The organism is Maricaulis sp. CAU 1757 (genome assembly GCF_054482675.1).
The window spans coordinates 588,585-614,623 of record NZ_JBTLRI010000001.1; the positions used below are offsets into that span (position 1 = coordinate 588,585).

The window sequence follows — 26,039 nt, forward strand, 5'->3', positions numbered from 1 at the left end:
CGGGAATCGTCACATGCTATTGAAGCGGATAATCGCCGGTCCGAGAATGACCACGAACAGCACCGGCAGGAAAAACACGATCATCGGCACGGTCAGCTTGGCGGGCAGCGAGGCCGCCTTCTTCTCCGCCGCGGCCAGTCGCATGTCGCGGTTTTCCTTGGCCATCACCCGCAGGGCCTGCCCCAGCGGGGTGCCGTAGCGTTCGGCCTGGATCAGCGAGGTACACACCGCCTTAACGCCGGGATGGTTGGTCCGCTTGGCCAGGTTCTCGTAGGCCGTGCGGCGATCCTGCAGGTAGGACAGCTCGGCCGTGGTCAGCGACAATTCCTCGGCCAGTTCGATCGACTGCGAGCCGATCTCCGCCGACACCTTGTGGAAAGCCGCCTCGATCGACATGCCCGATTCCACACATATCAGCAGCAGGTCGAGGGCGTCGGGAAATGCGCCCATGATCGATTGCTGGCGTTTGGTGGCCTTGTTCGAGAGGTACAGGTTCGGGGCGTAATAGCCGAGCAGGCCGAAGCCGAGCGAGAAACAGATGCGGGTGATCTGCGGCAGGCCGAAATCATTGACCACGAAAACATAGAACAGCGCCATCAGGAACAGGATGATCGGCGTCAGCAGGCGGAAGAAGTAGAAGGTCACGGCCGGCCGGTTGCCGCGCATGCCGGCCTGGGCCAGCTTGTCCTGCAGGGCCGGATCCTCGAAGGCTTTCTGCAGGTTGAGCGCGTCGACGATCTTCCGCGTCAGCCCCTTGGCCTCGGCGCCGCGGATCGAGCCCTTGTTTCCGGCCCGGCCCTTCTGGCGCGCCTCTTCCTCCATCGCGGCGCGGCTCTTGCGGCGCAATTCCTCACGCCGGTTGCGCACCGACTTGATGCGCTTGTCCAGCGTGTCGGTGCTCATCGCCGGGCCCGACAGGGTCACGATGGTGGCGAACACCAGTGCCGCCGCGACCAGCGCGATCAGCGATTCCGGGTCGGTGAGGAAGTCGCGTATCTCGGTGAATCCGATGCCGAACATGCCGCCGCCTCAGATCTTGAAATTGATCATGCCGCGCATGACCATGATGCCGATGAACATCCAGGTCAGGCCGCCAAGCAGCATCAGCTGCCCGGTCGGGTGCACGAACATGGCGCTCATGTAGGACGGCGTGGTGGCATAGACGATGCCGAGCACGCCCGGCGGCAGCGAGCCGATGATGGCGGCAGACGACTTGGCTTCCGATGACAGGGCACCGATCTTCTCGCGCATCATCTTGCGCGAGCGCAGCACCACGGACAGGTTGGACAGCGTCTCGGCGAGATTGCCGCCGGTCTTCTGCTGGATCACGAGCACGGTGCGAAAGAAGTTCACTTCCGGCAGCGGCATGCGCTCGCACATCTTGTTGAGCCCGTCCTCGAGCGTCACCCCGACGCTGATCCCCTCGACCAGCTTGGCGAACTCGGTCTTGACCGGTTCCGGCGCTTCATGGGCGAGGATCTTGAGGCATTCATTGAGCGGCAGGCCGGACTTCACGCCACGCGTGATCACGTCGAGCGCGTTGGCGAACTCGCCAGAGAATTTCTTCTGGCGGCGCCCCTTGAGGAAACCCAGCCACCAGCGCGGCAGGCCGAGACCGAAGACCACCGTGATGCCGAAGGTGACATAGATGCTCTGGCCGGTAACGAAGGCGATGGCCAGACCGAGCGCGGCCAGGCCGGCCGAAATCAACCAGAATGTGGTCGGCGTGAAGCTCATCCCGGCCTGGCGGATGCGCGCCTTGAGGGTCAGTGTCTTCTTGCGTTGGTCGCGCTGGCGCGCTTCCAGGTCCTTGAGCGATTCCTGCACCTGGCGCTTGCGCTGGGCAGCCTGGTCGAGCGCCGCGTGCTGGCGCTTGCCGCGCTTCAGCTGGCCGGCATTGACGGCCCGGTTAACGCGTTTCTTCGACTGGGCATCGCCGAGCGCCCCAACAGCCACCCAGCCGACACCGCCGACCGCCAGGAAGGCCGCCGCAGCGGCCAGGATGAACGCCATGTCGCCGTTCATGGTCAGGCCTCCGATGCGTCGAGAGCCGCCGCCAGTTCGCGTTCAAGACCGAAATAGCGGGCCCGGTCCCAGAATTTGGGACGGGCAATGCCGGTCGAGGCGTGCTGGCCGATGATGTTGCCATCGGCGTCCTCGCCCTTGATCTCGTACAGGAAGAGGTCCTGGGTGACGATGACCTCGCCTTCCATGCCGACCACTTCGGTGATGTGGGTGATCTTGCGCGAACCATCGCGCAGGCGGGCCGCCTGGACGATCACGTCGATCGAGCCGACAATCATCTCGCGAATGGTCTGGGCCGGCAGGTTGTAGCCGCCCATGGTGATCATGGATTCGATCCGCGACATGGCCTCGCGCGGCGAGTTGGCGTGCAGCGTGCCCATCGAGCCGTCATGGCCGGTATTCATCGCCTGCAGCAGGTCGAAGGCTTCCGGGCCACGCACCTCGCCGACGATGATCCGTTCCGGGCGCATGCGCAGGCAGTTCTTGACCAGGTCACGCATGGTCACCTGACCCGAGCCCTCGAGGTTCGGCGGCCGGGTCTCCAGGCGCACGACGTGCGGCTGCTGCAGCTGGAGTTCGGCGGCGTCCTCGCAGGTGACGACGCGCTCGTCTTCCTCGATGAAGCCGGTCATGCAGTTGAGCAGCGTCGTCTTGCCCGAGCCGGTGCCGCCGGAAATCAGCACGTTGCAACGGCTGGCACCGATGATGGACAGAACCTTGGCGCCTTCCGGCGTGATCGACCCGAAGTCGACCAGGTTCTGCATCTGCAGCTTGTCCTTCTTGAACTTACGGATTGTCAGGGTCGGCCCGTCCAGCGCCAGCGGCGGCGCAATGACGTTGACCCGCGAACCGTCCATCAGGCGGGCGTCACAGATCGGTGAGCTCTCGTCGACGCGGCGGCCGACCTGGCTGACGATTCGCTGACAGATATTCATCAGCTGGCCGTTGTCGCGGAAACGGATATTGGTCCGCTCCACCTTGCCGTTGACCTCGATGAAGACGTCGTCTGCGCCATTGACCATGATGTCGGCGATATCGTCGCGCGCCAGCAGGGGTTCCAGCGGACCGAAGCCGAGCACGTCATTGCAGATGTCCTGCAGCAACTGCTCCTGTTCGGCGATCGACATGGCGACATTCTTGATCGAGATGATCTCGGTCACGATGTCGCGGATCTCCTCCGCCGCCGTGTCATTGTCCAGACGCGACAGCTGGCCCAGGTCGATGGTGTCGATCAGGGCGTTAAAGATCGTCGTCTTGATGGCGTAGTATTCTTCCGAGCGGCCGCTCTCAACCGGCGCGCGCGCCGTGCGGGCACCGAGCTTGGATGCGCCCTTGCCAGGGGCCGGCGCCGCAGCGGCAACCTTCGGCTTGGCCTCGGGGGCGGACGGCTTGGCCGGCTTGGCCGGTTCCGGCATGCGCTCGGCTGGAACCGGCGCACGCGCCTCCGCAGCCGCCGGCTTGGGCGGGACTGCAGTTGGTACGGGGCGAGTGGTCGGCCCTCCAGCGCGTTTGCCGAACATCGTGCATCAGCCTCCGAACAGCTTGGAGATGAAGGACTGCTTGCGCAGCATGACCGGGACGCGACCGGACACCATGCCGGCCAGGTGCGAGAAGCCCTCGGCGGCTTTCGACCTTGGGTCGACCTCGGTGATCATCTGGCCGTTATTGGATGCCTTCCCGAACAATTGCGGCTCGAACGGCAGCACCAGGGACGGTGCCGTGCCGAGGGCATCGGCGAAGTCCTTGACCGGGATCTCGGGACGCTTGGGCATGCCCGCCATGTTGATCACCACTTTCGGCGGCTCGTCATTGGGACGGGCCCCGGTCACCAGGTCGAACAGGTTCTTGGCATTGCGCAGTGAGGCCAAGTCCGGGGCCACGGTGACCACGACCTGGTCGGCGGTGAGCAGCGTGTCGCGCACCCAGGGCGACCAGACATGCGGCAGGTCGAGGGCGATATAGGGCGCCTGGCGACGCACCTTTTCCAGAACGGTCTCGTAGGCCGCCGGAGAGAATTCCCAGTCGCGCTCCAGCGTCGCCGGGGCGGAAAACAGGCTCAGCCGGTCGGTGCAGCGCACCAGAAGCCGGTCGAGCAGGGCATCGTCGAGCCGGTCCGGCTCGCTCAGCGCATCGCCCAGCGTCTGGGCCGGATCCTGGTTGAAATCGAGGCCGGCGGTGCCGAAGGACAGGTCGAGATCGACCAGCACGGCATCGGACTGGATGCCTTCTGTCAGGGCCCAGGTGCAATTGTGAGCCACGGTCGAGGAGCCGACACCACCCTTGGCGCCGATAAAGGCGATCGACTTGCCGGCGAACGGCTGGTCGGGGTCGAGGAAGAGCTCCGAAATGGTCCGTATCAGGTGCAGCGGCGTCATCGGCGGCACCAGATATTCCGACACGCCGCGCTTCATCAGCTCGCGATACAGCGCAATGTCGTTGGAAGCACCGATGATGACGACCTTGGTATCGGCGTCGCACACTCCGGCCAGCTCCTCGAGCTGGTCGAACAGGCCGCGTCCGCGCATGCCGCTCTCGACGATCAGGAGGTTCGGCGTCGACTCGTCGTGGAAGCGCTCGATCGCCCCCGGGAGCCCACCCATCTCGATCGACACATGGGCCTTGGACAGCCGCCGGTCACCAGCCGCATTCTGGATCAGAGACCCGGTCTCCGGGCGTTCACAGAAGGCCGCAACGGTGATGCGCGGCACCGGCTGGTCCGGCACATCGCTGTCGACTTCGCCGTACAGCGCATCGCTGGTTCCGAGGCTGGAGAATTCTTCCTCGAGATTCTCGAACATGGTGTGCGGCACGGGAGCCGACGGGGAGCGCGCCCCGGTCTCCGGGCATTCCGGCTCGGCTTCCGCCTCGGCGACCTCAAACGGGTCGGCCTCGTCGCCGAGATCGATGTCCTCCGCCATGGGCGGAATCTCGTCGCCGGAGAACTCGTCGGTAACAAACTCGTCTTCCGCCTCGAAGGCCGCCTCGCCGAGCATCATGCGCTCGACTTCGGCGGCATCCATGAACGGATCGTCCTCGTGCATGCCGTCCGTATTGAGGGCGCGATTAGCCTTTGCCATGATCGTTCCCCTTAATCCCGTGACACATCAGAAACAGCACCGCTCTCGTAATCGGAGCGTTGGCTGGCGGTGGATTCCCCGGCCCGATAGCGATCGAGCACGGTCTGGCGACGCGAGGCGTCAACCGGGTCCATGTCGCGCGGCGCGAGCAAGTCGCGCGGGTCGGCAATCATGGCCGCCAGATTGGCGGCTGTCGCGCAACCGAACCGGCTGTGCGCCTGGTTGTCCCATTCAATGGCGAGGTTTTCCCAGCCCTGGTCACAATCCGGCGCGACCGCCCGATAGTGGATGAAGGAGAAAATCACCGCCGCATTGCTCTGCCCGCGCGCATCATAGGGACCGCCGGCAATGGCGCGCCAGTCGATGCCGCGCTCGTAAAAATAGCTCCGCGCCTCGGCAATGGCGTCAATGGCGGCGGCCTCGTTCTGGCCACCCTGCGGATAGCTGATGACCAACTGGCCGTGGCCACGGGCCTTGTATTCGTCGGCGACTGCGGCAAGCACGTCGCGCTGGGCCCAGGTCAGGCCATTGTCGCGTGGATCGACCGCAAACTCGGCCCGGTACCGCTCAGCCACGGCGTCGGCCTGGGGCAGACCCAGATTGTCCCGGGGCACGTAGGCAGTGTGCGGTGTTGACGCACAAGCACCCAGCACCAGCAAAGCGCCGGCGAGAAGGCCGATATGTCTTGTTCTACGCACCATCACACACTCCACTACTCGAACAGATAGCCGACCGGGCCGGACCAGCCGCGCTCGCCGGTGTCCGCGCCGGGCACGGAATAGGCCCGGTTGATGCGGCCGAAGAGCAGGGTCGAGGCTTCGCTGGCGTTGCGGAACCCGTCCGCCGGCGTCTGCATCTGGTTGGGGTTGGCCGGGTCGACGAGGTATGGCGTCACCAGCACAACAAGTTCGGTTTCCTGGTTCTCGAAATCGCGCGACCGGAACAGGGCGCCGAGCACGGGCAGGTTCTGCACGCCCGGCATGCCGTCGAGATTCTGTCGCGTCTCTTCCTGGATCAGCCCTGCCAGGACCAGGCTGCCGCCAGAGGGCAGCTCCACCGTCGTCTCGGCCCGGTTCACGTTCAGCGCCGGGATCGTCAGGCCTTCTACGGTGCCGACGACATTGCCGTTGTCATCAACGACCTGGCTGGCGCCGAAATTCAGCGCGCCCTGGGTCGTCAGTTCGGACACTTCCGTCGACACGCGCAACGAGATGCGGCCTTCCGACAGGACCACCGGGGTGAAGCCGAGGCCGACACCGAAGGGCTTGAACTCGATGATGATATTGCCGTCGCGGTCACGACCGACCGGAACCGGGAATTCACCGCCTGCGAGGAAGTTTGCGCTTTCGCCGGAAATCGCTGTCAGGTTCGGCTCGGCCAGGGTGCGGACGAGCCCGACCCGCTCCATCGCCTGGAGCACGCTGGAGACGCCGCCGATGCCGCCGGCATTGCCGCTGGTCCAGTCGACCGCCGTGTTGAGGCCGCGCAGGAACCGTCCGGCCAGAGAGAATTGCTGGTCGGTGGCGACGGCGAAATCGAACTCGCCGGATGTGCCGGCCGTCGACAGATTGATGCCGAGCTGGCGAACGATGGTGCGTTCCATCTCGACGATGCGCACTTTCAGCATGACCTGGTCGCGGGCTTCGATGTTGAGCATGGACAGGATGCGCTCCGGATCGTCGACCCAGCGCTGGGCGATCCGCAGGGCCGCGTCCGCATCAGAGGCCGACGGCACCGAGCCGGACAGCACGATATTGTCGTTCATTGCCTCGGCCTGGACGCGGGCGCCCGGCAAGAAGCGCGTCAGGGCGTCCTGCAGCGGAGCCAGGTCCCGCTCGACGCGCAGGTCGAGGTCGAGAATGAGCTGGCCGTCGGCATCGAAGAAGAAGGCATTCGTCTGGCCGGTGGACAGGCCCATGACATATGCCCGGCGCGGCGTGCGCACGATGGCGTCGGCGACGGCGGGGTTGGTCACCAGGACATCGGCCACATCGACCGGCAGGTGCACGATGGCCGCCTTGTCGAGCGGCAGGTTCAAACTCTCCGAAACCGGCCCATTGCCCGGCTCGCGGATATAGACCTGCATGGTATTTCCGCGCTCGCTGCCCGGCGCCTGGGCCAGGGCGGGCGCGGCAGCGGCCACGAAGGCGGCAAGGATGATGAGGGCGCGGATCATGCTCGGTCTCACTCGTCTCGGGCCAGGGCCACGCGCTGCGAGCGGCCATAGCGGATCAAGGTGACGCTGTTGGAGCTGTCGTCATAGACAGGTGCATCGGGTTCGTAGGTTTCCTCGCCGGTCAGCAATTGCGGCGCGCTGTCATTGTCGGACAGGCTGCGCAGGGCGAGGCTGACGTCGCCGCGGGCGACGGCCAGCGAGGTGGCCCGGGCCTGGGCCGGTGTCAGTTCCAGTGTGGCGGTTTCGCCCAGCACGACATCTTCGCCCTCGCCGTCACCAAAGGTCTGGTCGATGGCCAGGACACGCGCGTTCTCGACAACCGTACGCGCCACCAGGGCGCTGCGGCCCCGGCTGCCTTCGCGCTCTTCCTCGAAGGACACGATCACGTCGACCCGGTCATTGGGCAGGATGAAACCGCCGGCACCGGTCTCGGCCGAGATCGGCACAGCCACGGCGCGCATGCCCGGAGACAGTACGGCGGCCATGAAGCCCGCCTCGCCCGGCTGCACCAGACGGCGACCGGTCACCGGCTCGCCCTGACCGATCGGGGCGCGCACCACGGAGCCGGCAAAGTCCTCGATACCCTGGCCGCGGTTCTCCACCACATAGCCGGGGCTCACGGCCTCGTCCGGCCAGGCCTGCCAGTAGAAGTCTGCGGCGCTGGTGCGCTCGCCGATGGTCAGGTCGCGACGGGCCGCCAGGATACGCACCGAAGGACGCTCCTCGACGACCACGGTTTGCGGCGCGTCGCCATCCTGCATCGCCTGGCGCACGAAGAAGGCGACGGCGATCGCGGCAATGGCAGCGGCGGCAAGGATGATAATGCGAAGGGCATTCATGGCGACTTCGGACCTCTCGGACGCACGGATTCATGTGCTAGGAGACGTGGAATTCCTCAAAGTCGCGTTAATTCTGCCGAGTCAATCCGGACCAAGTCCGGATTTTTCAGGACGGCGCTAAATTGACGCAAATACGAGCGATCCGGGAATACTCCACAGGGCCCCGGCGGCAATGGCGATGCCGTAGGGAACAGGGGCATCCTTAGCAAGCGCACTGCCGTCCAGCCGGCCCGCCACCTGTGGCACCCAGGCCAGCCCTCGGCGCAGCACGATCAAGGCGAGGACGAGCACGCCGCCGGCCAGCACGGTGGCCATCAGGAACTGGTACATGTCAGGCCAGCCCATCCACAGCGCCGCCGCCGCGAACAGCTTGGCATCGCCGCCGCCGATCCAGCCCGGGGCGAACAGGGCAAAGCCGATGAGCAGAGCAACGCCACCGCCGAGCAGGTGATTGCCCGCCTCACCCCAGCCCAGACCAGCCACGAGGGCCGCCGGCAGGAAGGCCAGTGCGACGGCACCGGACAGCCAGTTCGGAATGGTGAAGCTGACGGCGTCGCACCACGCGGCAAACAACACCAGGCCGGCGAACACCAGGATCAGCAACTGCACCCACATCGCGTACACTCCCGCAGAATACGGGGGCACACTAGCGGTGAGGGCTTAATGTCAGGTTGTCAGGGCTGGACGTCCTGGCTGACCTGCTCGGCCACCACCGGCGGCTCGGCAAAGGGGCGGATGCCGAACTCCGGGTAGATCTGCGCCGGGTAGTAGACCACCCCGTCAGCCATCACCATCGAGATCGTCTTGATCGCCGCGAGGTCTTCGGTCGGGTTGCCGGGGACGAGAAAGAAATCAGCCAGCTTGCCGGTCTCTATCGAACCCAGGTCCTCGGACACGCCCAGATAATCGGCCATGCCGTGGGTCGCCCAGCCGAGGACTTCGGAGGCACTCATTCCGGTCTGCTGGTACAGTTCCAGCTCGCGGTGATGGGCAAAGGCCCCGCCCAGGTCGGTCCCGGGGACCAGCATGATGCCGCGCTCGCGCATCATCGTCACGGTGGCCAGGATCTGCTCCCAGGCGCCCCGATAGGCCGCGTCGTCTTCCGGCGTGGCAATGTCGGCCCACGCCGAACGGGCACTGCGCTGGTCGTCGATCGGCATGTGGTCGATGTAATCGACCACGCCGGGGGACAGCGTGCCGTTGCGCGACAGGAGCAGGGCTTCGTGGATGGCCAGGGTCGGGTCTATGGCGACGCCGTTGCGGGCCATGGCATCGAGTGTGGACTGTACCGGAGCGCTCGACAGGTCGAGCCCGGGCAGACGGCGCAGCGCGGTCAGGCGCAACAGGGTCCGCGTGTCCTCGCCTTCCTCCAGGACCCAGCCCAGCATGACCTGGTTGATGTGCGTCAATTCGTCGTAACCGGCCTCGATCATGGCGTCGGCATTGGTGAAAGCGGGCACGTGGCCGGCGACGCGCAGGCCGCGCGCATGGGCCGCTTCGATGACCGCCGGAATCCAGGCCGGGTCCATCGAATTGTAGATCTTGACCTGATGAAATCCGCCGTGCTCGGCATAGGTCTCAACCGCCGCAACGGCTTCCGCCTCGCTGGACACCAGGATGCCGTTATTGGAGTTGAACGGGCTCTCGCCCTCGATGAAGCCGCTGCGGTAGACCCGCGGACCGGCGATCTCGCCAGTCTGGATGCGCTCGACGAGAGCCTCCAGGACATCATTGTTATTGCCCATGTCGCGCACGCTGGTGACGCCGGAAATGACATTGAGCACGGCCGCCGTCTCGCCGAGATGGGCGTGCATGTCGAACAGGCCGGGCACCAGCGTCCCGCCGCCGCCCTCGATCACCGTCTCGCCATCGGCCGGCGCCGCGTCGAGCGCCTCGATGGCGGCAATGCGATTGCCCTCGACGACAACCGATACAGGCTCGCCCAGGGTCTCCTCGACGGCGTCGAAGATGCGCACATTGCGCACCCGAACCGGGCCGTTATAGCGCCGCCCGTAACGCGACTGGATGTCATCGAAGCGGCGCGCCGCGTACTCGGCCGCCAACCCGCGCAGGCGCTCGTCCTCGGCCTCGAAACCGGATTCCAGGATGGCGAATCCGGGCGTGATCAGGCCGAAGAACGCATCGCCATGCATGAGGAAATAGGTGGGATTGCGGCTGGTGCCGGCAATCGAATAGGCCGTCACCTCGCGGCGGCCCGGCGCGCCCTCCACCTCGAAGCTCTCGATCTCGCCAAGCCGCAGCTCGCCGCCAGGCAGGGCCGGCATTTCACCGTCCTCGTCCTGCATCAGGGCGCGCGCAGCGATGGCGATGGCATAGGGGCTTGACGATTCCGGAAGATAGAACGCCGGTTCGGACGGGGTGACGCTGTCGCTGCCGGTATTGTCGCGCCAGCGGGCTTCGCCGTCGCGCAGCTCGAATGTCTCGTCGACCGGGTTGCCAAAGGTCGATGCGCCTTCGATGCGCCACTGCTGCGGCAGGCCGTCAGCGCCGAGCTCGACGCGCTCATTGATCGTCGGGCCCCGTCCGTTATTGCGGTATTCATAGGCGATATCGAAAGCATCGCCATCGCGGGCCACGACCAGTTCACCGATCTCGGCGCCCCCGACGAGAACGGTAAAGCGCCCGGCCTCTTGCGCCGGAGCCGGCTCCACGGTGGCGGCTTCGCCGCCGGCGTCCGGTGCCGGGGTTTCGCCGCAGGCCAGCAGCAGGCTCGCCAGGCCGGCGACAGCCAGCGGTGTCCAGATTGATGTCATGGTCATGTCCCCACCCTTTTGTCTCCCCCCTGTCTACCAGACTAATGCGGCGACAACAGGCAGACAACGCCACTGGACTGCGCACATGCGAAAAGGGCCGCCCCGGAGGACGACCCTTTTACAGTCTGGTCTTGGCACGGGCCCCGGAGGGCCCGAACGGGCTTAGCCCATCGCGCCGGCAACCGTGTCGAAGTTCGCGCTGACGCCAGTGCCGAGTGCGGTGACCGCACCGATAATGACAACGGCGATAAGGGCGGCAATCAGGCCGTACTCAATCGCGGTGGCGCCAGATTCGTCTTTGAAAAAGCGAGAAACGAGTTTCATTTTTTTATACTCCCGTGAAGTTCCCATCCATCAGGAGCCGATCCGTCCCGACCTCTCCTGAACGATTACGAGTAAACACGGGAAGCATTTCGGTTGAGTAAAAATTCGTCCTTAACAAAATCTATAAATGCACGAATATCGCACATGGTTAACATCCGGCAAACAATACTGGTAAACTGCAAAGTCAAATAAAATCAGCCCCGTTTAGAAAAGATTTAGGCGCGCGCGCGAGGATGGCCCCAGTTTCAGCTAACGGGACGGGAGCGCCCCATGTTCAATCGCATCGCCGCCGCGAGCCTGGTCGCCCTGGTCGCCCTCGCACCCGCAGCCGCAGCCGCCGACCTCTCTGTCACAGTCGAGCACGCCGAAGTGGTGCGCCTGCCCGCCACCGCGTCAGCCGTCGTCGTCGGCAATCCGTCGATCGCCGACGCGCTGGTCCATGACGGACGCACCCTGGTGGTGACCGGCCGGTTGCCGGGTCGCACCAATGTCATCGCCCTCGACAGGGTCGGGCGCATCATTTTTTCCCGCGACATCGTGGTGAGCAATGAAGCGCGCGGGGATATCGCCGTTTATCGCGGAACCGAGCGCACCACACTGTCCTGCGGCACCACCTGCACCAGCGTGCCGCGTGTCGGCGACGAACCGACCCGCACCGAAGCACTGACCAGCCAGCAGGGCGCGCGTCTCGACACCGCCAATGCCGGCGTCGGCGAAGCCGGCGGTTCGGGCGAATAATCCCAGGCCGAACCGATGCGACAGGCAAACTCACCCCGACCCCGATTGATGCGGCGCTTCCTGCGCAACCGCTCGGGAGCGACTGCGGTCGAGTTCTCCCTGATCGCGGCGCCTTTCTTCTTCCTGCTGTTTGCCATGATGGAAATCGCCGCCGTGTTCTTTGTCGGAACGGTGATGGAAAACGCGGTGCTGGAGATGGCCCGCCAGATCCGCACCGGACAGGCCCAGGCCGGCGGCATGTCGGCCGGCACTTTCCGCGACGAGATCTGCAGCCGCATCGAGGTCGTTGGCAATTGCGACCGGCTCGATGTCGACGTCAAGATCTTCGAGGATTTCGACAATGTCGACCAGTCCACCCCGGTCAACGAGGACGGCTCGGTCAACAGTGACAATTTCGGCTGGGAGCCCGGCGACGCCGGCGACATCGTCCTGGTCCGGGTATTCTATCGCTGGTCCCTGATGACGCCGAGCTTCGGAGGCGGCCTTGCCAACATGGAAGGCAATCAGCGCCTGATGACGGCCGCGACCGTGTTCCGAAACGAGCCCTTCGATGACTAGTGCGCTGACTCGCCTCCTGCGCCGCCTGCGCCGTGACCGCTCCGGAGTGTCTGCGGTGGAGTTCGCGCTCATCGCGCCATTCATGATCCTGCTTTACCTCGGCGCGGTCGACCTCAACCTGGCCCTGTCGATTGACCGCAAGATCACGAGCGTGGCCAGCGCCCTGGCCGATCTCGTCGCCCAGGACGACGTGATCACCGATGACGAAATGACCGACATCATGAATGCCGCCGAAGTGATCGTCGCTCCATTCGACGGCGATCCCCTGCGCCTTCGGGTGACCAGCGTGATGATGGACGAGGATCGCGACCTGGAAGTGCAGTGGAGCGATGCGCGCGGTATGTCGCCCTATTCGCCCGGCGGCAGCGCCCCCGTGCCGAACGGGGTCCTGGAACCCAACCGCTCGATCATCATGGTCGAGGTGGAATACGACTACGAGACCGTGTTCAGCGAAATCGGCCTGTCTGAGCTGGACATCAAGGAAGTCTTCTTCCTGCGCCCGCGCCGCTCGATCGTGGTGTCGCGCAACTAGTCCGCCGCAGCCAGCAGGTCGCGCGCCCGGTCGAACAGCGGATCGCCGTCACCGATCCGGATATCGTCCAGACGCCCCACCATCACTGCCCCCATCAGCGCATTGGTCACGAAGACACAGGGCGAGCGCCGCAGTGCATCCGGCTGAAACCTTCCTTCGGTGACCGGCATCTCGTCAATCAGGCGGGCCCGCGCGGTTCCGGGCAGCACCGCACAATCAAGCGACGGCGTGTACAGCCGGTCATGGTCGACCCAGAACAGGTTGGCGCTGTCGCCGCCGGACAGATTGCCCCGGGTATCCAGCAACAAGGCCATGTCGGCACCTTGCGCCTTGGCATCCCGGCGCGCCACGACATTGTCGATATAGCTCAGCGTCTTCAGCCGCGCCGTCAGACTGTCAGGCGAGCGCCGGCGCGGCGTCACCGTGAGGGTCACCGTTTCCGGCGGTGCAATGCGTTCGGAAAGGTTCATGACCACGCGCACATTGGGCTCGGGCAGGCGCGCAAGGCCCCGCGGCCCCGGTCCGGCAGAGACGGTCAGGCGCAGCGCCGCCTCGGTCATTTCGTTGCGCTTGATCAACTGTCGCGCCGCCACGAACAGTTCGCCTTCGCTGTAGGGCAGGTCGAGACCGAGTTCGTTGCAACCGCGCTGCAGCCGGGCCATGTGGAGCTGGAAAGCGACCGGTGCCCCGGCGGCCATGCGAATGGTCTCGAACAGGCCGTCACCAAGAAGCGCGGCCCGGTCATCGGCATCCCAGACCGCTGATCCGGTCGGCAGCCAGTTGCCGTTCTGCCAGACAATGCCCGTCATTCCCGTTCCCCCAAAACCGCTGCCTTCAGCGCCGACGCCTTGGTCAGTGTTTCGTCGTATTCTGCCACGGGATCGGAATCAGCGACAATCCCGCCACCCGATCGCACGGTCACATCCCAACGGCCGTCCGTGCGGCGCAAGGCAGCCGTGCGGATCATCACGTTGAGATCGAGGTCGCCGGCAGCATCCAACCACCCCAGCGCCCCGCAATAGGGTCCGCGCGGCTCACCTTCCAGCTCGGCGATGATTTCCATCGCCCGCACTTTCGGCGCTCCGGTAATCGAGCCGGGCGGAAAGCTCGACGACAACAGGTGGAACATGTCCCGATCGGCCGCCATTTCCCCGCGCACCACCGAAACCAGGTGATGGACATTGGCATAGCTCTCGACCGCGCACAGGGTTGGAACATCGACGCTACCGGGCCGGCATACGCGCGCCAGGTCATTGCGCATGAGATCGACGATCATCAGGTTTTCCGCGCGGTCCTTGGCGCTTTCGGCCAACTCCTCTGCGAGAACGGCGTCCTCGGCCGCAGTCCGTGCGCGTGGCCGCGTGCCCTTGATCGGTCGCGCCTCAACCCGGCCGCCGCGCAGCTTGACGAAGCGCTCGGGCGAATTGGTCAAGACGACCCGGTCGGCATCGAGGCAGAAATAGGCCGCATGCGGCGCCGGGCTGTCGGCACACAGTCGGCGAAACAGGTCAAACGGCGTGTCCCGCTCATCCAGCCGCGCGTCGAAGGCGTGCGAGAGATTGACCTGGAAGACATCTCCGGCATGCACGTATTCGCGCGCCCGGCGCGCCGCCTCCAGGTAGCGGGCGCGGTCCCACCGCGGAGCCCAGTCTGCAGCCTCGGGCTCGACCGGGTCGGCCTGCTGCCGGACCGTCTCGAGCTGGTCAGCCAGTCGGCGCACGGCCCCGGTCTCTCCGCGCACGGTCACGCTTTGCCGGCCCGGGTCAAACTCCATCCAGGCCGGGTATCGGGCCACGGCCAGGGCCGGCCAGCGGTGCGGAAATTCCGGCAAGCGCTCGAAGGCCCCGGACAGGTCATAGCCAAACAGTCCGGCCAGCATGCCGGGCCGGTCCCGCCAACTGGCAGCCAGGGCATCAAAGGCGGACCGGTCATCGCCTTCGAAAACCTCGTCGGGAAAGGCGAACAACCAGGCCCTGCCGTCCCGACCGCCATGCAGGAGAAGCGAGCGGGGCTGGTCGGCCAGCGGTGCGAACACGGCCAGCGGGTCTTGCCAGGGAAACCGGATCTCGATCATGCCCGCCGCCGCGCCGTCACCAGCCATCCAACCAGCGAGCCCGGAGCGCAGCCCGCTCGTCAGGCCGAATGCCCAGCGTATCCACGACATAGCGATTCAAATCGCCCATGGCCTCGAAAGCGGCGTCGAGGTAGCGCGCATCGACACCCAAGAAGACGCGCATCAGCTCATCCGGCATGGTGACCCCGTAGCGCGCTTCGCTGCGTTCCTGGATCCGCGGCACGATGGCATCGAAATCGACGGCGTGATTGGTCAGCAGATAGTCCTCCACCACATCGCCCCTCGCCACACCAAGCTCGGACAGGACGAGGGCGCAGAATATGCCCGTACGATCCTTGCCGGCAGCGCAGTGGACGAGGAAGCCGCCATCCGCCTCGCCGGAGGCCAGCGCCCGGTAGGCGCCGCGGAAGACTTCCTGGTTGCAGGCTTCCATGGGGATGCGCTGATAGGCTGAAAGCATGTAGGCCTCGACCTCCTCGGCCCGGCTCACCCCCTTGCGCAGGAATTGCAGGTGCGGCGGCTCGCCTTCATCGCCCAGGTCCGATGCGATGACCTTGAGCTTCAGGGCGTCGGACCAGGCTGAAGGCTCATTGTCGCGCTCGCGCCGCTTGCGCAGATCGGCCACCACGCGCAGGCCGAGCCCGGCCAGGTGCTCACGGTCGGCCTCGCTGGCGCGACTGAACTGGCCGGACCGGTACAGGCCGGCACGCACCCGCCGACCGTCGGCGGCGGGGTAATCGTGGAAATGGCGAAAATTATGGACCCCTTCGAGGGGCGTGACGCGCTTCATGCCAGTGAGGTACGCATTTGCACCGACCGCGACAAGGGCACATCGGGAGTTTCGCCGGTCAGCGTGTGGAGAGTTGCTCCGGTTCGCCAAACCCGGCCGCCTGCAGATCCTCGAGCAGCCGCTCGTACTGGCTGATCAAGTATCGCTCCTGTGACGAAAGCTCCTGGAATCCGATCTGGGTAAAACGCAGGCTCGGCCGCAAGTCCTGCTCGCGCATGACCTCCGGGCCGGCGAACAGCAAGTCGATGATCTGGCGCCAGGTCGCTTCGACCCCATCGGCCTGCCATTCATAGACGCGTGCGGTGTTCGCCACTGTCTCATAGGGCAGCGCGTCCAGGCGTCCATGTTGCTGAGCGTGCTCCCACGCAAAACTGGACAGACCAGCCGGATTGACGCCGCGCGGCATGAATTGCTGCAGCTCATCGAGGACAATTCCCCGGTCCGCCGCCTCATCCGCTGCAATCGCCTCAAGACGCGCGCCGATCCGATCCACCACCTGTTCATGATAGCCCACCACGGCCTCCAAGCCCGTAATGTTGGCCTTGATCTCCACCACAACCCGGCTCATTGCGGCTTCGGCAGCGCGCCGGTCCGACACGCTTTCGCGCCATTCATTCACGATAAAGCCCAGCACCACCGCGAACACGATGAGCAAGGCTTCCACGATGGCACGTCCGAGCCAGACAGGACGAGTAATGGTGGTCAGGGACATGAGCGGTTCCCGTTTGCGCTTGGCCACTTAAGCAGATCGACCACGCTCTGGCACTCGGTATTCGCCGCCCCCGTATCCCGGTACTAGCGGAAGGGCGGTTCGTCGAAGCTGCGCAGCTTGCGCGAATGCAGGGCGGCGCCTTCGTCGCGCTTGAGGATCTCGATGGTCTCGATGCCGGCGGCCAGGTGTTCGGAGACCGAGCGCTGGTAGAACAGGTTGGCCGCTCCCGGCAGTTTGAGCTCACCGTGCAGCGGCTTGTCCGAGACGCACAGCAAGGTGCCGTAGGGCACGCGCAGGCGCAGGCCGTTGGCCGCGATGGTGGCCGATTCCATGTCCACCGCGATAGCGCGTGACTGGTTGATCCGGCGGGCCTGGGCGGCGTAGCGCAATTCCCAGTTCCGGTCGGCATAAGTCGCCACCGTGCCGGTGCGCAGGCGCGACTTGAGGGCCTCGCCGGTATCACCGGACACGTTTGAGACGGCATCTTCAAGGGCGATCTGGATTTCCGCGATCGGCGGCACCGGCACTTCAATCGGCAGGTCCTCGTCGAGCACGTTGTCGTAGCGCAGGTAGGCGTGTGCCAGCACGTAGTCGCCGAGACGCTGGGAATGGCGCAGCCCGCCGCAATGGCCGATCATCAGCCAGCATTGCGGGCGCAGCACGGCGAGGTGGTCGGTGATGGTCTTGGCGTTGGACGGGCCGACACCGATATTGACCAGGGTGATACCGCGCTTGCCCGGCGCCTTGAGGTGATAGGCCGGCATCTGGAAACGGCGCCAAGGAGCGCCCTCGACCACGGCGTGGGCATTCTCCGTCGCCGCGTCGACATCGACGAAGCCGGCGGCGGAAAAGCTCTCATAGTGATTGTCTTCCTTGAGCTGGCGGATGGCCCAGCTGGTGAAGGCATCGACATAGCGGTGATAGTTGGTGAACAGGATGAAGTGCTGGGTGTCCTCATAGGGCGTACCCATGTAGTGGCGCAGGCGCTGCAGCGAATAATCGACGCGTGGCGCCTCGAACAGCGAGAGCGGCTTCACTTCCCCGGGGATGTTCGGACGCAGGCCGTTGGGCAGGTCGTCATCCACCTTGCTCAGGTCGGCATAGGGGAAGTGGCGCACCAGTTCGGCCGGGGAGGCCGCGTCCATGTCCAGGTCGTTAGCCCCGTCCAGCACATAGGAGAACGGGATCTCGGTCTCGGACGGCCCGGTCTCGATGGTGATCTCGTATTGGCTCTGCAGCAGGGTGAGCTGCTCGATCAGATACTCCCGGAACAGTTCGGGATGGGTGATCGTCGAGGCATAGATGCCGGTATCGGTGAATTTCCCGAAGGCCTTGCTGACCGGCGGCGGCGGACCGTCGGGCATGTAGGTGACGCGCAGTTCGGGATAGCTGAAATGGCCGCCCCGGCGATCAGCCTCGGACGGCGGCGCGCCGCCGTCGAGATAGCTTTTCAGCGAGGTCTGGAGGCGGGAGACAGAAGCCTGGTAGAGCGCATCGAGCTGATCCACCGCTTCAGCGGGCGTGTTCGCAACCTTGAAGTCTTTCATCGCCGCTCTCATGCCCGAATTCGCGGCGCGGATAAAGCGACAAGTGCCTAAGCCGGCGCAGCCAGCCGCCTGCAGCCAGTCAAAAGCCGTGATTGGCGAGCCCGTCCGCAGCCTGTAAGAGGCCTGTCTGGGCGCCGGACGCGCGGCATCCGGCAAACGAGAGGCAAGGTCATGGACGCTACGGCGCGCGACTGGGTGGTATTGAAGTTCGGCGGCACCAGCGTGTCATCGGTCGAGCGCTGGCACAATATCGCCGAGCGCGTCCGCGCCGTGCAGGCGGACGGTCACCACGTGCTCGTCGTGCACTCGGCGCTGGCCACCATATCCAACACGCTGGAAGCCCTGGTCGGGGCCGCCATGGCCGGCGGTGGCGAGGCCGAGCTGGACCAGATCCGCACGCGCCACCGCGACCTGGCGGCGGCGCTGGGTGTGGATGCCGACACGCTGCTCGGGGAGCATCTCGACGAGCTGGAGCGCTTGCGCACCGGGCTCGCCCTGACCGGCGATGCCAGCCCGCGCCTGCGCGCCCGGATCATGGCCCAGGGCGAGCTGATGGCGACGCGACTGGGCGCCGCGTGGCTGGAAGACCAGGGCCTGGCGACCCGCTGGGTCGATGCGCGCGAGCACCTTGCCGCCCTGCCCGCACCCGGCGCGCGCGGCCATCTCGCCGTGGATTGCCGGCACGAGCGCGATACCGACCTGGCGGCCCGGCTTGGCGCTGCTGCCGTCGGGGACAGTCCCGTCCTGGCCCTGACACAGGGCTTCATCGCCCGGCGGGCCGACGGCGACACGGCGCTGCTGGGCCGCGGCGGATCGGACACGTCGGCATCCTATTTCGCCGCCAAGCTGGCCGCCCGGCGGCTGGAAATCTGGACCGATGTTCCCGGCTTCTTCTCCGCCGACCCGCGCCTCACCGGCAATGCCCGGCAGATCCTGTCGCTGAGCTACGCGGAAGCCCAGGAACTGGCCTCGATGGGGGCCGGCGTGCTGCATCCCCGCGCCATTCCGCCGGTGCGCGATGCGGGTATCGAGATGCACATCCGCTGTACCCAGCGCCCGGACATTGCCGGCACCGTCATCGGCCCCAACCCGGCCGAGGACACGCCTCGGCTGAAGGCGGTCTCGGTAAAGCAGGGCGTGCGCCTGGTGACGCTGGAGACCGAGGGCATGTGGCAGGCCTCCGGCTTCCTGGCCCGCGCCTTCGAGCCGTTTGCCCGGCACAACATCTCCATCGACCTGGTGTCGACCTCGCAGACCAGCGTCACCGTGTCGCTCGACCCGGATCCCGGCCTGACCGACGACGTTCTGGCCGCGCTGATCGAGGACCTGCACGCCATTGCGCGGGTTGAAATGATCGAGAACTGCGCCGCGGTCAGCCTCGTCGGGCGCGGCGTGCGCGCCTTGCTGGCCCAGTTCGGACCGGCCATGGAAGCCTTTGCCCACCACCCGGTTCGCCTGGTCTCGCAGGCGGCAAACGATCTCAATCTCACCGTCGTCGTCGATGGCGACCAGGGCAAGACACTGTGCCGGCGCCTGCACGACCAGCTCATCCAGCCCGGCCCGCTGGACCGCACGTTCGGGCCGAGCTGGCGCGAGATCAGCGATGGCGGCGGTGCCGCCGTGCCGCTGGGCAGCGGGCGCTGGTGGCGTGACAAGCGCCAGGCCCTGCTCGAGATGTGCCCGGCCGACCGGCCGCTCTACGTCTACCATCTCGACACGGTGCGCGAGCGCGCCAGCGCGATCGCCGGACTGAAGCATGTCGACCGCGCCTGGTTTGCCATGAAGGCCAATGCGCACCGTGATGTCATCGCCGCGGCAGCACAGTCCGGGCTCGGTATCGAATGCGTGTCGATGGGCGAGGTCGAGGCGGCGCGCCGGGCGGTACCGGACCTTGCCGCTGACCGGCTGCTCTTCACCCCCAATTTCGCGCCCCGCGCCGAATACGCCGCCGCCCTCGAGCTCGGCATCCACCTGACCCTGGACGGGCTCTACCCTCTGCAGGCCTGGCCGGAGCTGTTCGCCGGCAAGGACATCACCCTGCGGCTCAACCCGCAGCAGCCGGAAGGTCATCACAAGCATGTCCGCACGGCCGGGCCCGAGGCCAAGTTCGGCCTGCACACCGACGAACTGCCGACAGCGCGCGAGCTGGCCGAAAAGGCCGGTGCGAAGATCACCGGCCTGCACGTGCATTCCGGCTCCGGCATCGCTGACCCGGCCCACTGGCGGCGGGTCGGCGTCTTCCTTGCCGAACAGGCGCGCAGCCTGCCGGATGTGCGTGTACTGGATCTGGGCGGTGGACTGTCGGTCGACGAGGCCTCGGGCGTGCGCCGGCTGGACCTTGCGGCACTCGACGCCATGCTGGGCGAACTCAAGACGGCGCATCCGCAATATGATTTCTGGCTCGAGCCGGGCCGCTTCATCTGCGCCGAGGCGGGGGTGCTGCTGGCCCGGGTGACCCAGCTCAAGCAGACCCCTGACAAGCGCTTCATCGGCCTCAATGCCGGCATGAACTCGCTGATCCGCCCGGCCCTGTACGGCGCCCGTCACGACATCATAAACCTGACCCGGCTTGACGCGGACCGGGCCTGGGTCGCCGACATTGTCGGTCCGATCTGCGAGAGCGCCGACCTCCTGGGCAGCCAGCGCCTGATGCCGGAAAGCGAGGAAAGCGACGTCATCCTGATCGACAATGGCGGCGCCTACGGCCACGTCATGGCGAGCCGCTACAATCAGCGGGAGCCGGCGGGGGAGGCGGTGATTTAGCCTCATCTCCAGCCGAGCTCCGTTTCCCCCGCCTTCATGGCGGGGACTCCGATCGGCCAACCCGCGCGAAGCGGCGGCCATCTGGCGCGCTGACAGGATTGGAGGCCCCGCCATGAAGGCGGGGAAAACTCTAATTGGGTGTATCGGGGAATACCCGCCGCCTCCTCGCCTACGGGGAGGAAAGTCCGTGCTTATCCGTCTGTGTCTTGTTAGATTCCACACAGTAAGGAGTGCCCGCCATGTACGGACTGATCGGCAAGTTCACCGCCAGCGAAGGCCAGCGCGAGGCGCTGGTCGACATCCTTCTGGAGGGCATGCAAGACCTGCCCGGCTGTCACTCCTACATCGTCGCCCGCGACCCGGGCGACGATGTGACCCTCTGGATCACCGAAGTCTGGGAAAGCGCCGAGCACCACAAGGCCGCGCTCGAACTCGACAGTGTGCGCGAGGCCATCGGCAAGGGACGGCCGATGATCGCCGGCATGCAGCGGGTGGCCGAGACGGCACCGGCCGGCGGGCACGGGCTGGTGATGGAGCCGCTCTGATTTAGCCAGGTCTCCGGTCGCTCCCCCGCATGCGGGGGAGCTGGCGGCGCCAGCCCGCCTGAGGGGGGAGTATGAGGCTGGGACCCACCCCCTCCCCCATCCCCCGGCTCCAGGCCGGGGTCGAGACCTCCCCCGCTTCGCAGGGGAGGAATCGTGCCGGGCGCGGAGAGAGCCATTGATCTCTTGTCAGCCAGCGGGCCTCAGGGGTTCAGCCGCGTCAAGGGTGGAACCGCGCAGCGGCGCCTGCGGCACCCTTGACGCGGCTGAACCCCTGAGGCGAAGTCCCGGCGAGAGATGAATGGGCTGGTGGGCGCGCGATGGCGCCCGTTCTTCACTCAAAATTGTCATCCCGGACGCATGCGCGGCGCAGGCCGGGCGGAGGTCCGGGGCCTATCATCCCGGTGTCCGGCCATCGCGCGTGATCTGTCGACAACGAGGGTATTGGTCCCGGCCCTGCGGCCCGCTTTCGCGGGCCATCCGGCCGGGATGACAGCGAGTAGAATTGGAAAGTCCCCTACTCCGCCGGTTCCGCGTCGGCCTTCTTCATCTTGTCGAACATGCCCCAGACGCCGTCATCACCGTGCCAGTCGCCCTGGGTCGCGCCCTTGGAGTATTCGGTGGCGCGGGCCTCGAAGAAGTTGGCGTGCTCGACGCCATTGAGGATTTCCGACAACCAGGGCAGCGGGTGTTCCTTGATGCCGTAGATCTTGGGCAGGCCGAGCTGGCCGAGGCGCCAGTCGGCGATGTAGCGGATGTAGTTCTTGATGTCGTCCGGCGTCATGCCCTCGACCTCGCCGGCCTCGAAGGCCAGGTCAATGAACTTGTCCTCCAGCCCGACCACGGTGCGGCAGCACTCGACGATGTCGTCCTTGACCTCCTGGGTCAGGGCGCCGGTCTCCTCGGCAAAGGCGTGGAACAGCTTGATCATGCCCTCGCAGTGCAGGCTCTCGTCGCGGATCGACCAGGTGACGATCTGACCCATGCCCTTCATCTTGTTGAAACGCGGGAAGTTCATCAGCATGGCGAAGGAGGCGAACAGCTGCAGGCCTTCGGTGAAGCCGCCGAACATGGCCACGGTACGCAGGATGTCGGCATCGCTCTCGACGCCGAAACGCTGCATGTAGTCATGCTTGTCGGCCATGGCCTGGTATTCCATGAAGGCCGAGAACTCACTGTCCGGCATGCCGATGGTTTCCAGCAACAGCGCGTAGGCGGCGATGTGGATGGTCTCCATGTTGGAGAAGGCCGACAGCATCATCTTCACTTCGGTCGGTTTGAAGACGCGGCTGTAGCGCTCCATGTAATTGTCGTTCACCTCGACGTCCGACTGGGTGAAGAAGCGGAAGATCTGGGTCAGCAGGTTGCGCTCGCCGTCATTGAGCTTGGTCGCCCAGTCCTTGCAGTCCTCGCCGAGCGGGACCTCTTCGGGCATCCAGTGCACCTGCTGCTGCTTCTTCCAGAAGTCATAGGCCCACGGATAGCGGAAGGGCTTGTAGGAATGGCTCGAGGTCAGGAGGCCGGGAAGTGTGGCGGTCTCGGTCGTCATGTCTGCGCTCTCCTGCTTGCGGCGACGGTCGGCATGGCGCCGCCCGAATCATGGGGTCGAACACAACATATTGTGTTCACAGTTTCGAAATCGTCTACAGATAGATGAGGCCCCAGCTGAGCCTGTCTGTGGACACTGCCCGATTCGCAAGCCGGGCGGCACACTTGGCCGCATCACGATTTGTGTCCCGCGCGGGCGCCTCTGGTCGGTCAGTCGCAGGCAAAGTCCGTCTCGCCGACAGCCCGGCACCCCGGCGGGAAGCCGCGCGCATGCCACAGCTCAGGCAGCCCAAGTCGCGAAACGAAATCGCGCCAGCGCGGGTCCTGCCGGTAGGGCATGTCGGTCCAGAGGAAGGGATCCAGGCCGAACGGGAGGGGCTCATCCGGCGCGACGTCGAACGCCGCCAGCACAATGTCGAGATCCTGCCGCGCCAGACCGGCGTAGAGCTGGATGGCGCCCGGGATGTCTCCGGCATTGGCCCACAGCCCATGGTCGGGGTCGCGGACTGCTGCCACCAGCGTGTCGAATTGATCCAGCAGGTCCGCCGGCAAGGCGGCATGCTGGCGAGCCGCCTGGAGCAGGACCTCGGCCTCGTCGAAGCGCTGCTGCTCGAACAGGGTCACCAGCGCATTTCCGTAGCCATACGACAATGTTGGATCCAACTCGCGAGCGCGGGCGAACGCCGCCTCGGCCTCGCGCCCATCTTCCGGCCGCCTGGCCTGAGCCAGGGCCCAGCCCCGCGTATTGTGGTTCATGGCGACGCGCGGCGCCAACGCCACAGATCGCCGGGTGAGTTCGCGTGCGTCATAGCCCGCGAACAGGTAGGACTGGGCCGCCTGGTCGAGAATGTCGGCATTGTCGGGGGCCAGTTCCAGGGCCCGGTCAATCGCCTCGTATCCCGCGACAATGTCTCCTGTCTCCGCCGACAGGAAACCGATCCACAGGAGCGCTTCGGCCGAGTCCGGCTCCAGCTCTTCCGCCCGGCGGGCGGCTGCCATAGCGAAATTCAGATAGTCCGACGCCCGCTCCGCAGCAATGTCGGGAATATAGAAGCGCCGCACCGCATAAACGCCCGCCAGCGCTGTCCAGGCCGGCGCGTAGTCGGGATCGCGCGCGGTCACCGTGTGCAGCAACAAGGCCGCCGTCTCGAGATTGTCCTGCCCGCGCCGGAAATAGAGGTCCTTGGCGCGCAGATAGGTGTCGTAAGTCTCCAGGTCACGCGGCCGCTCGACATGGGCAGTGGCGGCCAGGCCGAGCGAATGGGTCAGGGCCCGGGTCACCGAGCCGGCGATCTCGTCCTGGATGTCGAAGATGTCATCGGCAAACCGGTCATAGGTCTCCGACCAGACATGAAACCCGTCATTGCTGCGGATCAGCTGGGCGGTGATGCGAAGGCGCTCGCCGAACCGGCGTACGCTGCCTTCCAGGATATGCGACACGCCGAGTTCGGCACCGATCTGGCGCAAATCCTCATTGCGGCCCTTGTAGGCGAAAGAGGAGGTCCGGCCTGCGACGCTGAGACCGTCGACCCGCACCAGCACGTTGAGGATTTCCTCGGATATGCCGTCGGCGAAATACTCCTGGTCCCCGTCCGGGCTCATGTCGGCAAAGGGCAGGACGGCGACCGAGACCGTGTCCGGCGCTGCACCCGCGCTGACAGAGCCGGCCTCCGGCCCGGCTGGTCGCAGCAGGGTGACGACCATCAGGACGGCGATGCCAGCGAGGCTGGAGACGATGACCGCGTCCGCCACGCGACGCCCCAGGCTGGCTGGCTGACCGGAGGGCGGCGCGTCGGAGGTGCGCTGCAAGCCCTCCGGTGTCAGCTCGAAGGCCCAGGCCACGAGCAGGGCGATCACGAAACCGACGGCGAGCAGCAGGACAAAGAAGCCGTCGACCCAGTCGGGCAGGTTCAGCGCGCCCTGCAGCACGCTCACCACCTGCAGGACCAGCCAGCCGGCCACCAGGTAGGCGGCCCCCACGCGAAGCACGTTTCGACGGCGCAGTTCAGACAGAATTCTGGTCATGGTTCCCCCGGGAAGCCGCAACCTAGATCATCGCGGCTGATACGGGAACCGGCTACCAGGTCCAGTTCACGGACACGGCGCCGAACTGCTCGGTCTCGTCGAAACTGGTGACGCCGGCGACGTGCTTGTACTCGCGCCGGACATAGGCCAGCGACAGGTCGACCTCGCCGAGACGCACGGCGACGCCGGCCTGGGCATCACCGACCACGAGCCGGTCGGACAGCACCATGGCGTGACGCAGATTGGCCCCTTCGCGGGGGTCGTACATCAGGGCCCGCCGGTCGGCACCGGCGAAGACATACCAGCGCGGACGGACCGGTGAGGCGCGGCCGCGATAGCGTCCGACGCGAACTTCCGCCCCGGCCCGGGCCGTCGAGCCTTCCGGTCCGTGGGCGAAAGCGGCACGGGGGGTGATCGAGACATCCAGGTCCTCGGTGCTCGAGCGGGTCTCGAAGCGGCGTTCGTACGCCACAGCCACGGCCGTATCATTGCGCGCCGGATCGAGGACGAGGGGCGAGCGCTCATCGCCATAAGGGGAAAACAGCCGGTTTGAGGCCGTGTCGTCGACATTGACCACCGCGACCTTGACCGTACCCGCATCGCCGAGATCGAAATTGCTGGCAGCACCGCTGGTCAGGCTGGCGAGAACCGCCGCGTTGAGATCATCGGCACTCATCGCCCGGGCGCCCTCGGCCACATCGACCGTCGCGGGCTGCAACCGCCGGACCGGTTGCCGGACATCGAACTGCCCGCGGATCATGTCGGCGCTGCTGGCCCACTCGGCCACGCCGGGCGGCGTCATGACATACGCCATACCGCCCAGGGCGATGACACCCGCCAGACCTATCTCGACTACGCGTTTCATTCTGGCCAACGCCTCCCCGCGCCTGCCGATTCCCCCAGCGGTCCAGCCTAGCGAACTCCACGGGCAATACACGGGGATTCACCCCTTGCGGGAAATCCTAACAGAGTGTGAAGGGTGAGGTCTATCTGCA

At 65.9% G+C, this 26,039-nt stretch carries 23 protein-coding genes; 5 read left to right on the plus strand and 18 right to left on the minus strand.

The genetic code is table 11. The annotated features are described in order from the left end of the window. Window positions 1-9: 9 nt before the first annotated feature. From ACXYMR_RS02800 to ACXYMR_RS02845, 10 genes are all read right to left on the minus strand, one after another. Entirely contained in the window at window positions 10-1,020 is a 1,011-nt protein-coding gene (locus tag ACXYMR_RS02800) for a type II secretion system F family protein (RefSeq protein ID WP_458941230.1), read from the minus strand. Window positions 1,021-1,029: 9 nt separating this feature from the next. Beyond that, window positions 1,030-2,025, minus strand: coding sequence for a type II secretion system F family protein (locus tag ACXYMR_RS02805; protein ID WP_458941231.1), 996 nt, complete (start codon window positions 2,023-2,025; stop codon window positions 1,030-1,032). 2 nt (window positions 2,026-2,027) lie between these two features. Further along, window positions 2,028-3,545, minus strand: a complete 1,518-nt coding sequence (locus ACXYMR_RS02810) for a CpaF family protein (protein WP_458941232.1) — start codon at window positions 3,543-3,545, stop codon at window positions 2,028-2,030. Window positions 3,546-3,551: 6 nt separating this feature from the next. Next, window positions 3,552-5,102 carry an AAA family ATPase gene (locus tag ACXYMR_RS02815; protein ID WP_458941233.1) on the minus strand — a complete coding sequence of 517 codons (1,551 nt, stop codon included), beginning with the start codon at window positions 5,100-5,102 and terminating at the stop codon, window positions 3,552-3,554. Between the two features lie 11 nt (window positions 5,103-5,113). Then, entirely contained in the window at window positions 5,114-5,803 is a 690-nt protein-coding gene (locus tag ACXYMR_RS02820) for a CpaD family pilus assembly protein (protein ID WP_458941234.1), read from the minus strand. 11 nt (window positions 5,804-5,814) lie between these two features. Further along, complete coding sequence (locus ACXYMR_RS02825; protein ID WP_458941235.1) at window positions 5,815-7,278, minus strand: type II and III secretion system protein family protein; 1,464 nt, start codon at window positions 7,276-7,278, stop codon at window positions 5,815-5,817. A gap of 8 nt (window positions 7,279-7,286) precedes the next feature. After that, complete coding sequence (gene cpaB, locus ACXYMR_RS02830) at window positions 7,287-8,117, minus strand: Flp pilus assembly protein CpaB (protein ID WP_458941236.1); 831 nt, start codon at window positions 8,115-8,117, stop codon at window positions 7,287-7,289. Between the two features lie 117 nt (window positions 8,118-8,234). Continuing rightward, window positions 8,235-8,732, minus strand: coding sequence for an A24 family peptidase (locus tag ACXYMR_RS02835; RefSeq protein WP_458941237.1), 498 nt, complete (start codon window positions 8,730-8,732; stop codon window positions 8,235-8,237). 59 nt (window positions 8,733-8,791) lie between these two features. Then, window positions 8,792-10,897 (minus strand): amidohydrolase family protein, encoded by a 2,106-nt coding sequence (locus ACXYMR_RS02840; protein ID WP_458941238.1) that lies wholly within the window; start codon window positions 10,895-10,897, stop codon window positions 8,792-8,794. A 156-nt stretch (window positions 10,898-11,053) separates the two neighbouring features. Further along, window positions 11,054-11,215, minus strand: coding sequence for a Flp family type IVb pilin (locus tag ACXYMR_RS02845; protein WP_458941239.1), 162 nt, complete (start codon window positions 11,213-11,215; stop codon window positions 11,054-11,056). Between the two features lie 270 nt (window positions 11,216-11,485). Here ACXYMR_RS02845 and ACXYMR_RS02850 point away from each other — a divergent pair, with 270 nt between their 5' ends. Genes ACXYMR_RS02850 through ACXYMR_RS02860 form a run of 3 tightly spaced genes read left to right on the plus strand, consistent with a single transcriptional unit; the run spans window position 11,486 to window position 13,043 of the window. Then, window positions 11,486-11,953, plus strand: coding sequence for a pilus assembly protein N-terminal domain-containing protein (locus tag ACXYMR_RS02850; RefSeq protein ID WP_458941240.1), 468 nt, complete (start codon window positions 11,486-11,488; stop codon window positions 11,951-11,953). A 48-nt stretch (window positions 11,954-12,001) separates the two neighbouring features. Then, on the plus strand, window positions 12,002-12,511 hold the full coding sequence (locus tag ACXYMR_RS02855) for a TadE/TadG family type IV pilus assembly protein (RefSeq protein ID WP_458941241.1): 510 nt from the start codon (window positions 12,002-12,004) through the stop codon (window positions 12,509-12,511). Next, window positions 12,504-13,043, plus strand: coding sequence for a TadE/TadG family type IV pilus assembly protein (locus ACXYMR_RS02860; protein WP_458941242.1), 540 nt, complete (start codon window positions 12,504-12,506; stop codon window positions 13,041-13,043). The genes ACXYMR_RS02855 and ACXYMR_RS02860 overlap by 8 nt, the downstream gene beginning before the upstream one ends. On the opposite strand, the gene ACXYMR_RS02865 is transcribed toward ACXYMR_RS02860, so the two are convergent. The 5 genes from ACXYMR_RS02865 to ACXYMR_RS02885 form a co-directional block, all read right to left on the minus strand. Next, window positions 13,040-13,852, minus strand: a complete 813-nt coding sequence (locus ACXYMR_RS02865; RefSeq protein ID WP_458941243.1) for an aminotransferase class IV — start codon at window positions 13,850-13,852, stop codon at window positions 13,040-13,042. The genes ACXYMR_RS02860 and ACXYMR_RS02865 overlap by 4 nt on opposite strands. Then, window positions 13,849-15,117, minus strand: coding sequence for an aminodeoxychorismate synthase component I (gene pabB / locus ACXYMR_RS02870; protein WP_458941244.1), 1,269 nt, complete (start codon window positions 15,115-15,117; stop codon window positions 13,849-13,851). The genes ACXYMR_RS02865 and pabB overlap by 4 nt, the downstream gene beginning before the upstream one ends. Window positions 15,118-15,133: 16 nt before the next feature. Beyond that, a complete protein-coding gene (locus ACXYMR_RS02875; RefSeq protein ID WP_458941245.1) occupies window positions 15,134-15,907 on the minus strand; it encodes a tyrosine-protein phosphatase in 774 nt (257 codons plus the stop codon). A 58-nt stretch (window positions 15,908-15,965) separates the two neighbouring features. Beyond that, complete coding sequence (locus ACXYMR_RS02880) at window positions 15,966-16,619, minus strand: hypothetical protein (protein WP_458941246.1); 654 nt, start codon at window positions 16,617-16,619, stop codon at window positions 15,966-15,968. 83 nt (window positions 16,620-16,702) lie between these two features. Further along, on the minus strand, window positions 16,703-18,166 hold the full coding sequence (locus ACXYMR_RS02885) for an AMP nucleosidase (RefSeq protein WP_458941247.1): 1,464 nt from the start codon (window positions 18,164-18,166) through the stop codon (window positions 16,703-16,705). Between the two features lie 171 nt (window positions 18,167-18,337). Between ACXYMR_RS02885 and ACXYMR_RS02890 the strand changes: the two genes are divergently transcribed. Then, window positions 18,338-20,929, plus strand: coding sequence for a bifunctional aspartate kinase/diaminopimelate decarboxylase (locus ACXYMR_RS02890; protein ID WP_458941248.1), 2,592 nt, complete (start codon window positions 18,338-18,340; stop codon window positions 20,927-20,929). 239 nt (window positions 20,930-21,168) lie between these two features. After that, the gene (locus tag ACXYMR_RS02895) at window positions 21,169-21,474 is read left to right on the plus strand and encodes a putative quinol monooxygenase (protein ID WP_458941249.1); all 306 of its coding nucleotides are present in this window, start codon (window positions 21,169-21,171) and stop codon (window positions 21,472-21,474) included. A gap of 514 nt (window positions 21,475-21,988) precedes the next feature. Here ACXYMR_RS02895 and ACXYMR_RS02900 read toward each other — a convergent pair. From ACXYMR_RS02900 to ACXYMR_RS02910, 3 genes are all read right to left on the minus strand, one after another. Then, on the minus strand, window positions 21,989-23,020 hold the full coding sequence (locus ACXYMR_RS02900; protein WP_458941250.1) for a ribonucleotide-diphosphate reductase subunit beta: 1,032 nt from the start codon (window positions 23,018-23,020) through the stop codon (window positions 21,989-21,991). A 209-nt stretch (window positions 23,021-23,229) separates the two neighbouring features. Then, entirely contained in the window at window positions 23,230-25,044 is a 1,815-nt protein-coding gene (locus ACXYMR_RS02905) for a tetratricopeptide repeat protein (protein ID WP_458941251.1), read from the minus strand. Between the two features lie 52 nt (window positions 25,045-25,096). Then, window positions 25,097-25,909: a lipid A-modifier LpxR family protein gene (locus tag ACXYMR_RS02910; RefSeq protein WP_458941252.1), complete on the minus strand. Its 813-nt coding sequence runs from the start codon at window positions 25,907-25,909 to the stop codon at window positions 25,097-25,099. Window positions 25,910-26,039 lie beyond the last annotated feature (130 nt).

What these genes read in the sequence shown, in the direction of transcription:
- ACXYMR_RS02860 (WP_458941242.1), top strand. Translation starts at nt 12,504, where the DNA reads ATGACTAGTGCGCTGACTCGCCTCCTGCGCCGCCTGCGCCGTGACCGC.
- ACXYMR_RS02910 (WP_458941252.1), bottom strand. Translation starts at nt 25,909, where the DNA reads ATGAAACGCGTAGTCGAGATAGGTCTGGCGGGTGTCATCGCCCTGGGC.
- pabB (WP_458941244.1), bottom strand. Translation starts at nt 15,117, where the DNA reads ATGATCGAGATCCGGTTTCCCTGGCAAGACCCGCTGGCCGTGTTCGCA.
- ACXYMR_RS02815 (WP_458941233.1), bottom strand. Translation starts at nt 5,102, where the DNA reads ATGGCAAAGGCTAATCGCGCCCTCAATACGGACGGCATGCACGAGGAC.
- ACXYMR_RS02810 (WP_458941232.1), bottom strand. Translation starts at nt 3,545, where the DNA reads ATGTTCGGCAAACGCGCTGGAGGGCCGACCACTCGCCCCGTACCAACT.
- ACXYMR_RS02880 (WP_458941246.1), bottom strand. Translation starts at nt 16,619, where the DNA reads ATGTCCCTGACCACCATTACTCGTCCTGTCTGGCTCGGACGTGCCATC.
- ACXYMR_RS02855 (WP_458941241.1), top strand. Translation starts at nt 12,002, where the DNA reads ATGCGGCGCTTCCTGCGCAACCGCTCGGGAGCGACTGCGGTCGAGTTC.
- ACXYMR_RS02835 (WP_458941237.1), bottom strand. Translation starts at nt 8,732, where the DNA reads ATGTGGGTGCAGTTGCTGATCCTGGTGTTCGCCGGCCTGGTGTTGTTT.
- ACXYMR_RS02895 (WP_458941249.1), top strand. Translation starts at nt 21,169, where the DNA reads ATGTACGGACTGATCGGCAAGTTCACCGCCAGCGAAGGCCAGCGCGAG.
- ACXYMR_RS02905 (WP_458941251.1), bottom strand. Translation starts at nt 25,044, where the DNA reads ATGACCAGAATTCTGTCTGAACTGCGCCGTCGAAACGTGCTTCGCGTG.
- ACXYMR_RS02900 (WP_458941250.1), bottom strand. Translation starts at nt 23,020, where the DNA reads ATGACGACCGAGACCGCCACACTTCCCGGCCTCCTGACCTCGAGCCAT.
- cpaB (WP_458941236.1), bottom strand. Translation starts at nt 8,117, where the DNA reads ATGAATGCCCTTCGCATTATCATCCTTGCCGCCGCTGCCATTGCCGCG.
- ACXYMR_RS02820 (WP_458941234.1), bottom strand. Translation starts at nt 5,803, where the DNA reads ATGGTGCGTAGAACAAGACATATCGGCCTTCTCGCCGGCGCTTTGCTG.
- ACXYMR_RS02875 (WP_458941245.1), bottom strand. Translation starts at nt 15,907, where the DNA reads ATGAAGCGCGTCACGCCCCTCGAAGGGGTCCATAATTTTCGCCATTTC.
- ACXYMR_RS02885 (WP_458941247.1), bottom strand. Translation starts at nt 18,166, where the DNA reads ATGAAAGACTTCAAGGTTGCGAACACGCCCGCTGAAGCGGTGGATCAG.
- ACXYMR_RS02805 (WP_458941231.1), bottom strand. Translation starts at nt 2,025, where the DNA reads ATGAACGGCGACATGGCGTTCATCCTGGCCGCTGCGGCGGCCTTCCTG.
- ACXYMR_RS02840 (WP_458941238.1), bottom strand. Translation starts at nt 10,897, where the DNA reads ATGACCATGACATCAATCTGGACACCGCTGGCTGTCGCCGGCCTGGCG.
- ACXYMR_RS02825 (WP_458941235.1), bottom strand. Translation starts at nt 7,278, where the DNA reads ATGATCCGCGCCCTCATCATCCTTGCCGCCTTCGTGGCCGCTGCCGCG.
- ACXYMR_RS02865 (WP_458941243.1), bottom strand. Translation starts at nt 13,852, where the DNA reads ATGACGGGCATTGTCTGGCAGAACGGCAACTGGCTGCCGACCGGATCA.
- ACXYMR_RS02850 (WP_458941240.1), top strand. Translation starts at nt 11,486, where the DNA reads ATGTTCAATCGCATCGCCGCCGCGAGCCTGGTCGCCCTGGTCGCCCTC.
- ACXYMR_RS02800 (WP_458941230.1), bottom strand. Translation starts at nt 1,020, where the DNA reads ATGTTCGGCATCGGATTCACCGAGATACGCGACTTCCTCACCGACCCG.
- ACXYMR_RS02890 (WP_458941248.1), top strand. Translation starts at nt 18,338, where the DNA reads ATGGACGCTACGGCGCGCGACTGGGTGGTATTGAAGTTCGGCGGCACC.
- ACXYMR_RS02845 (WP_458941239.1), bottom strand. Translation starts at nt 11,215, where the DNA reads ATGAAACTCGTTTCTCGCTTTTTCAAAGACGAATCTGGCGCCACCGCG.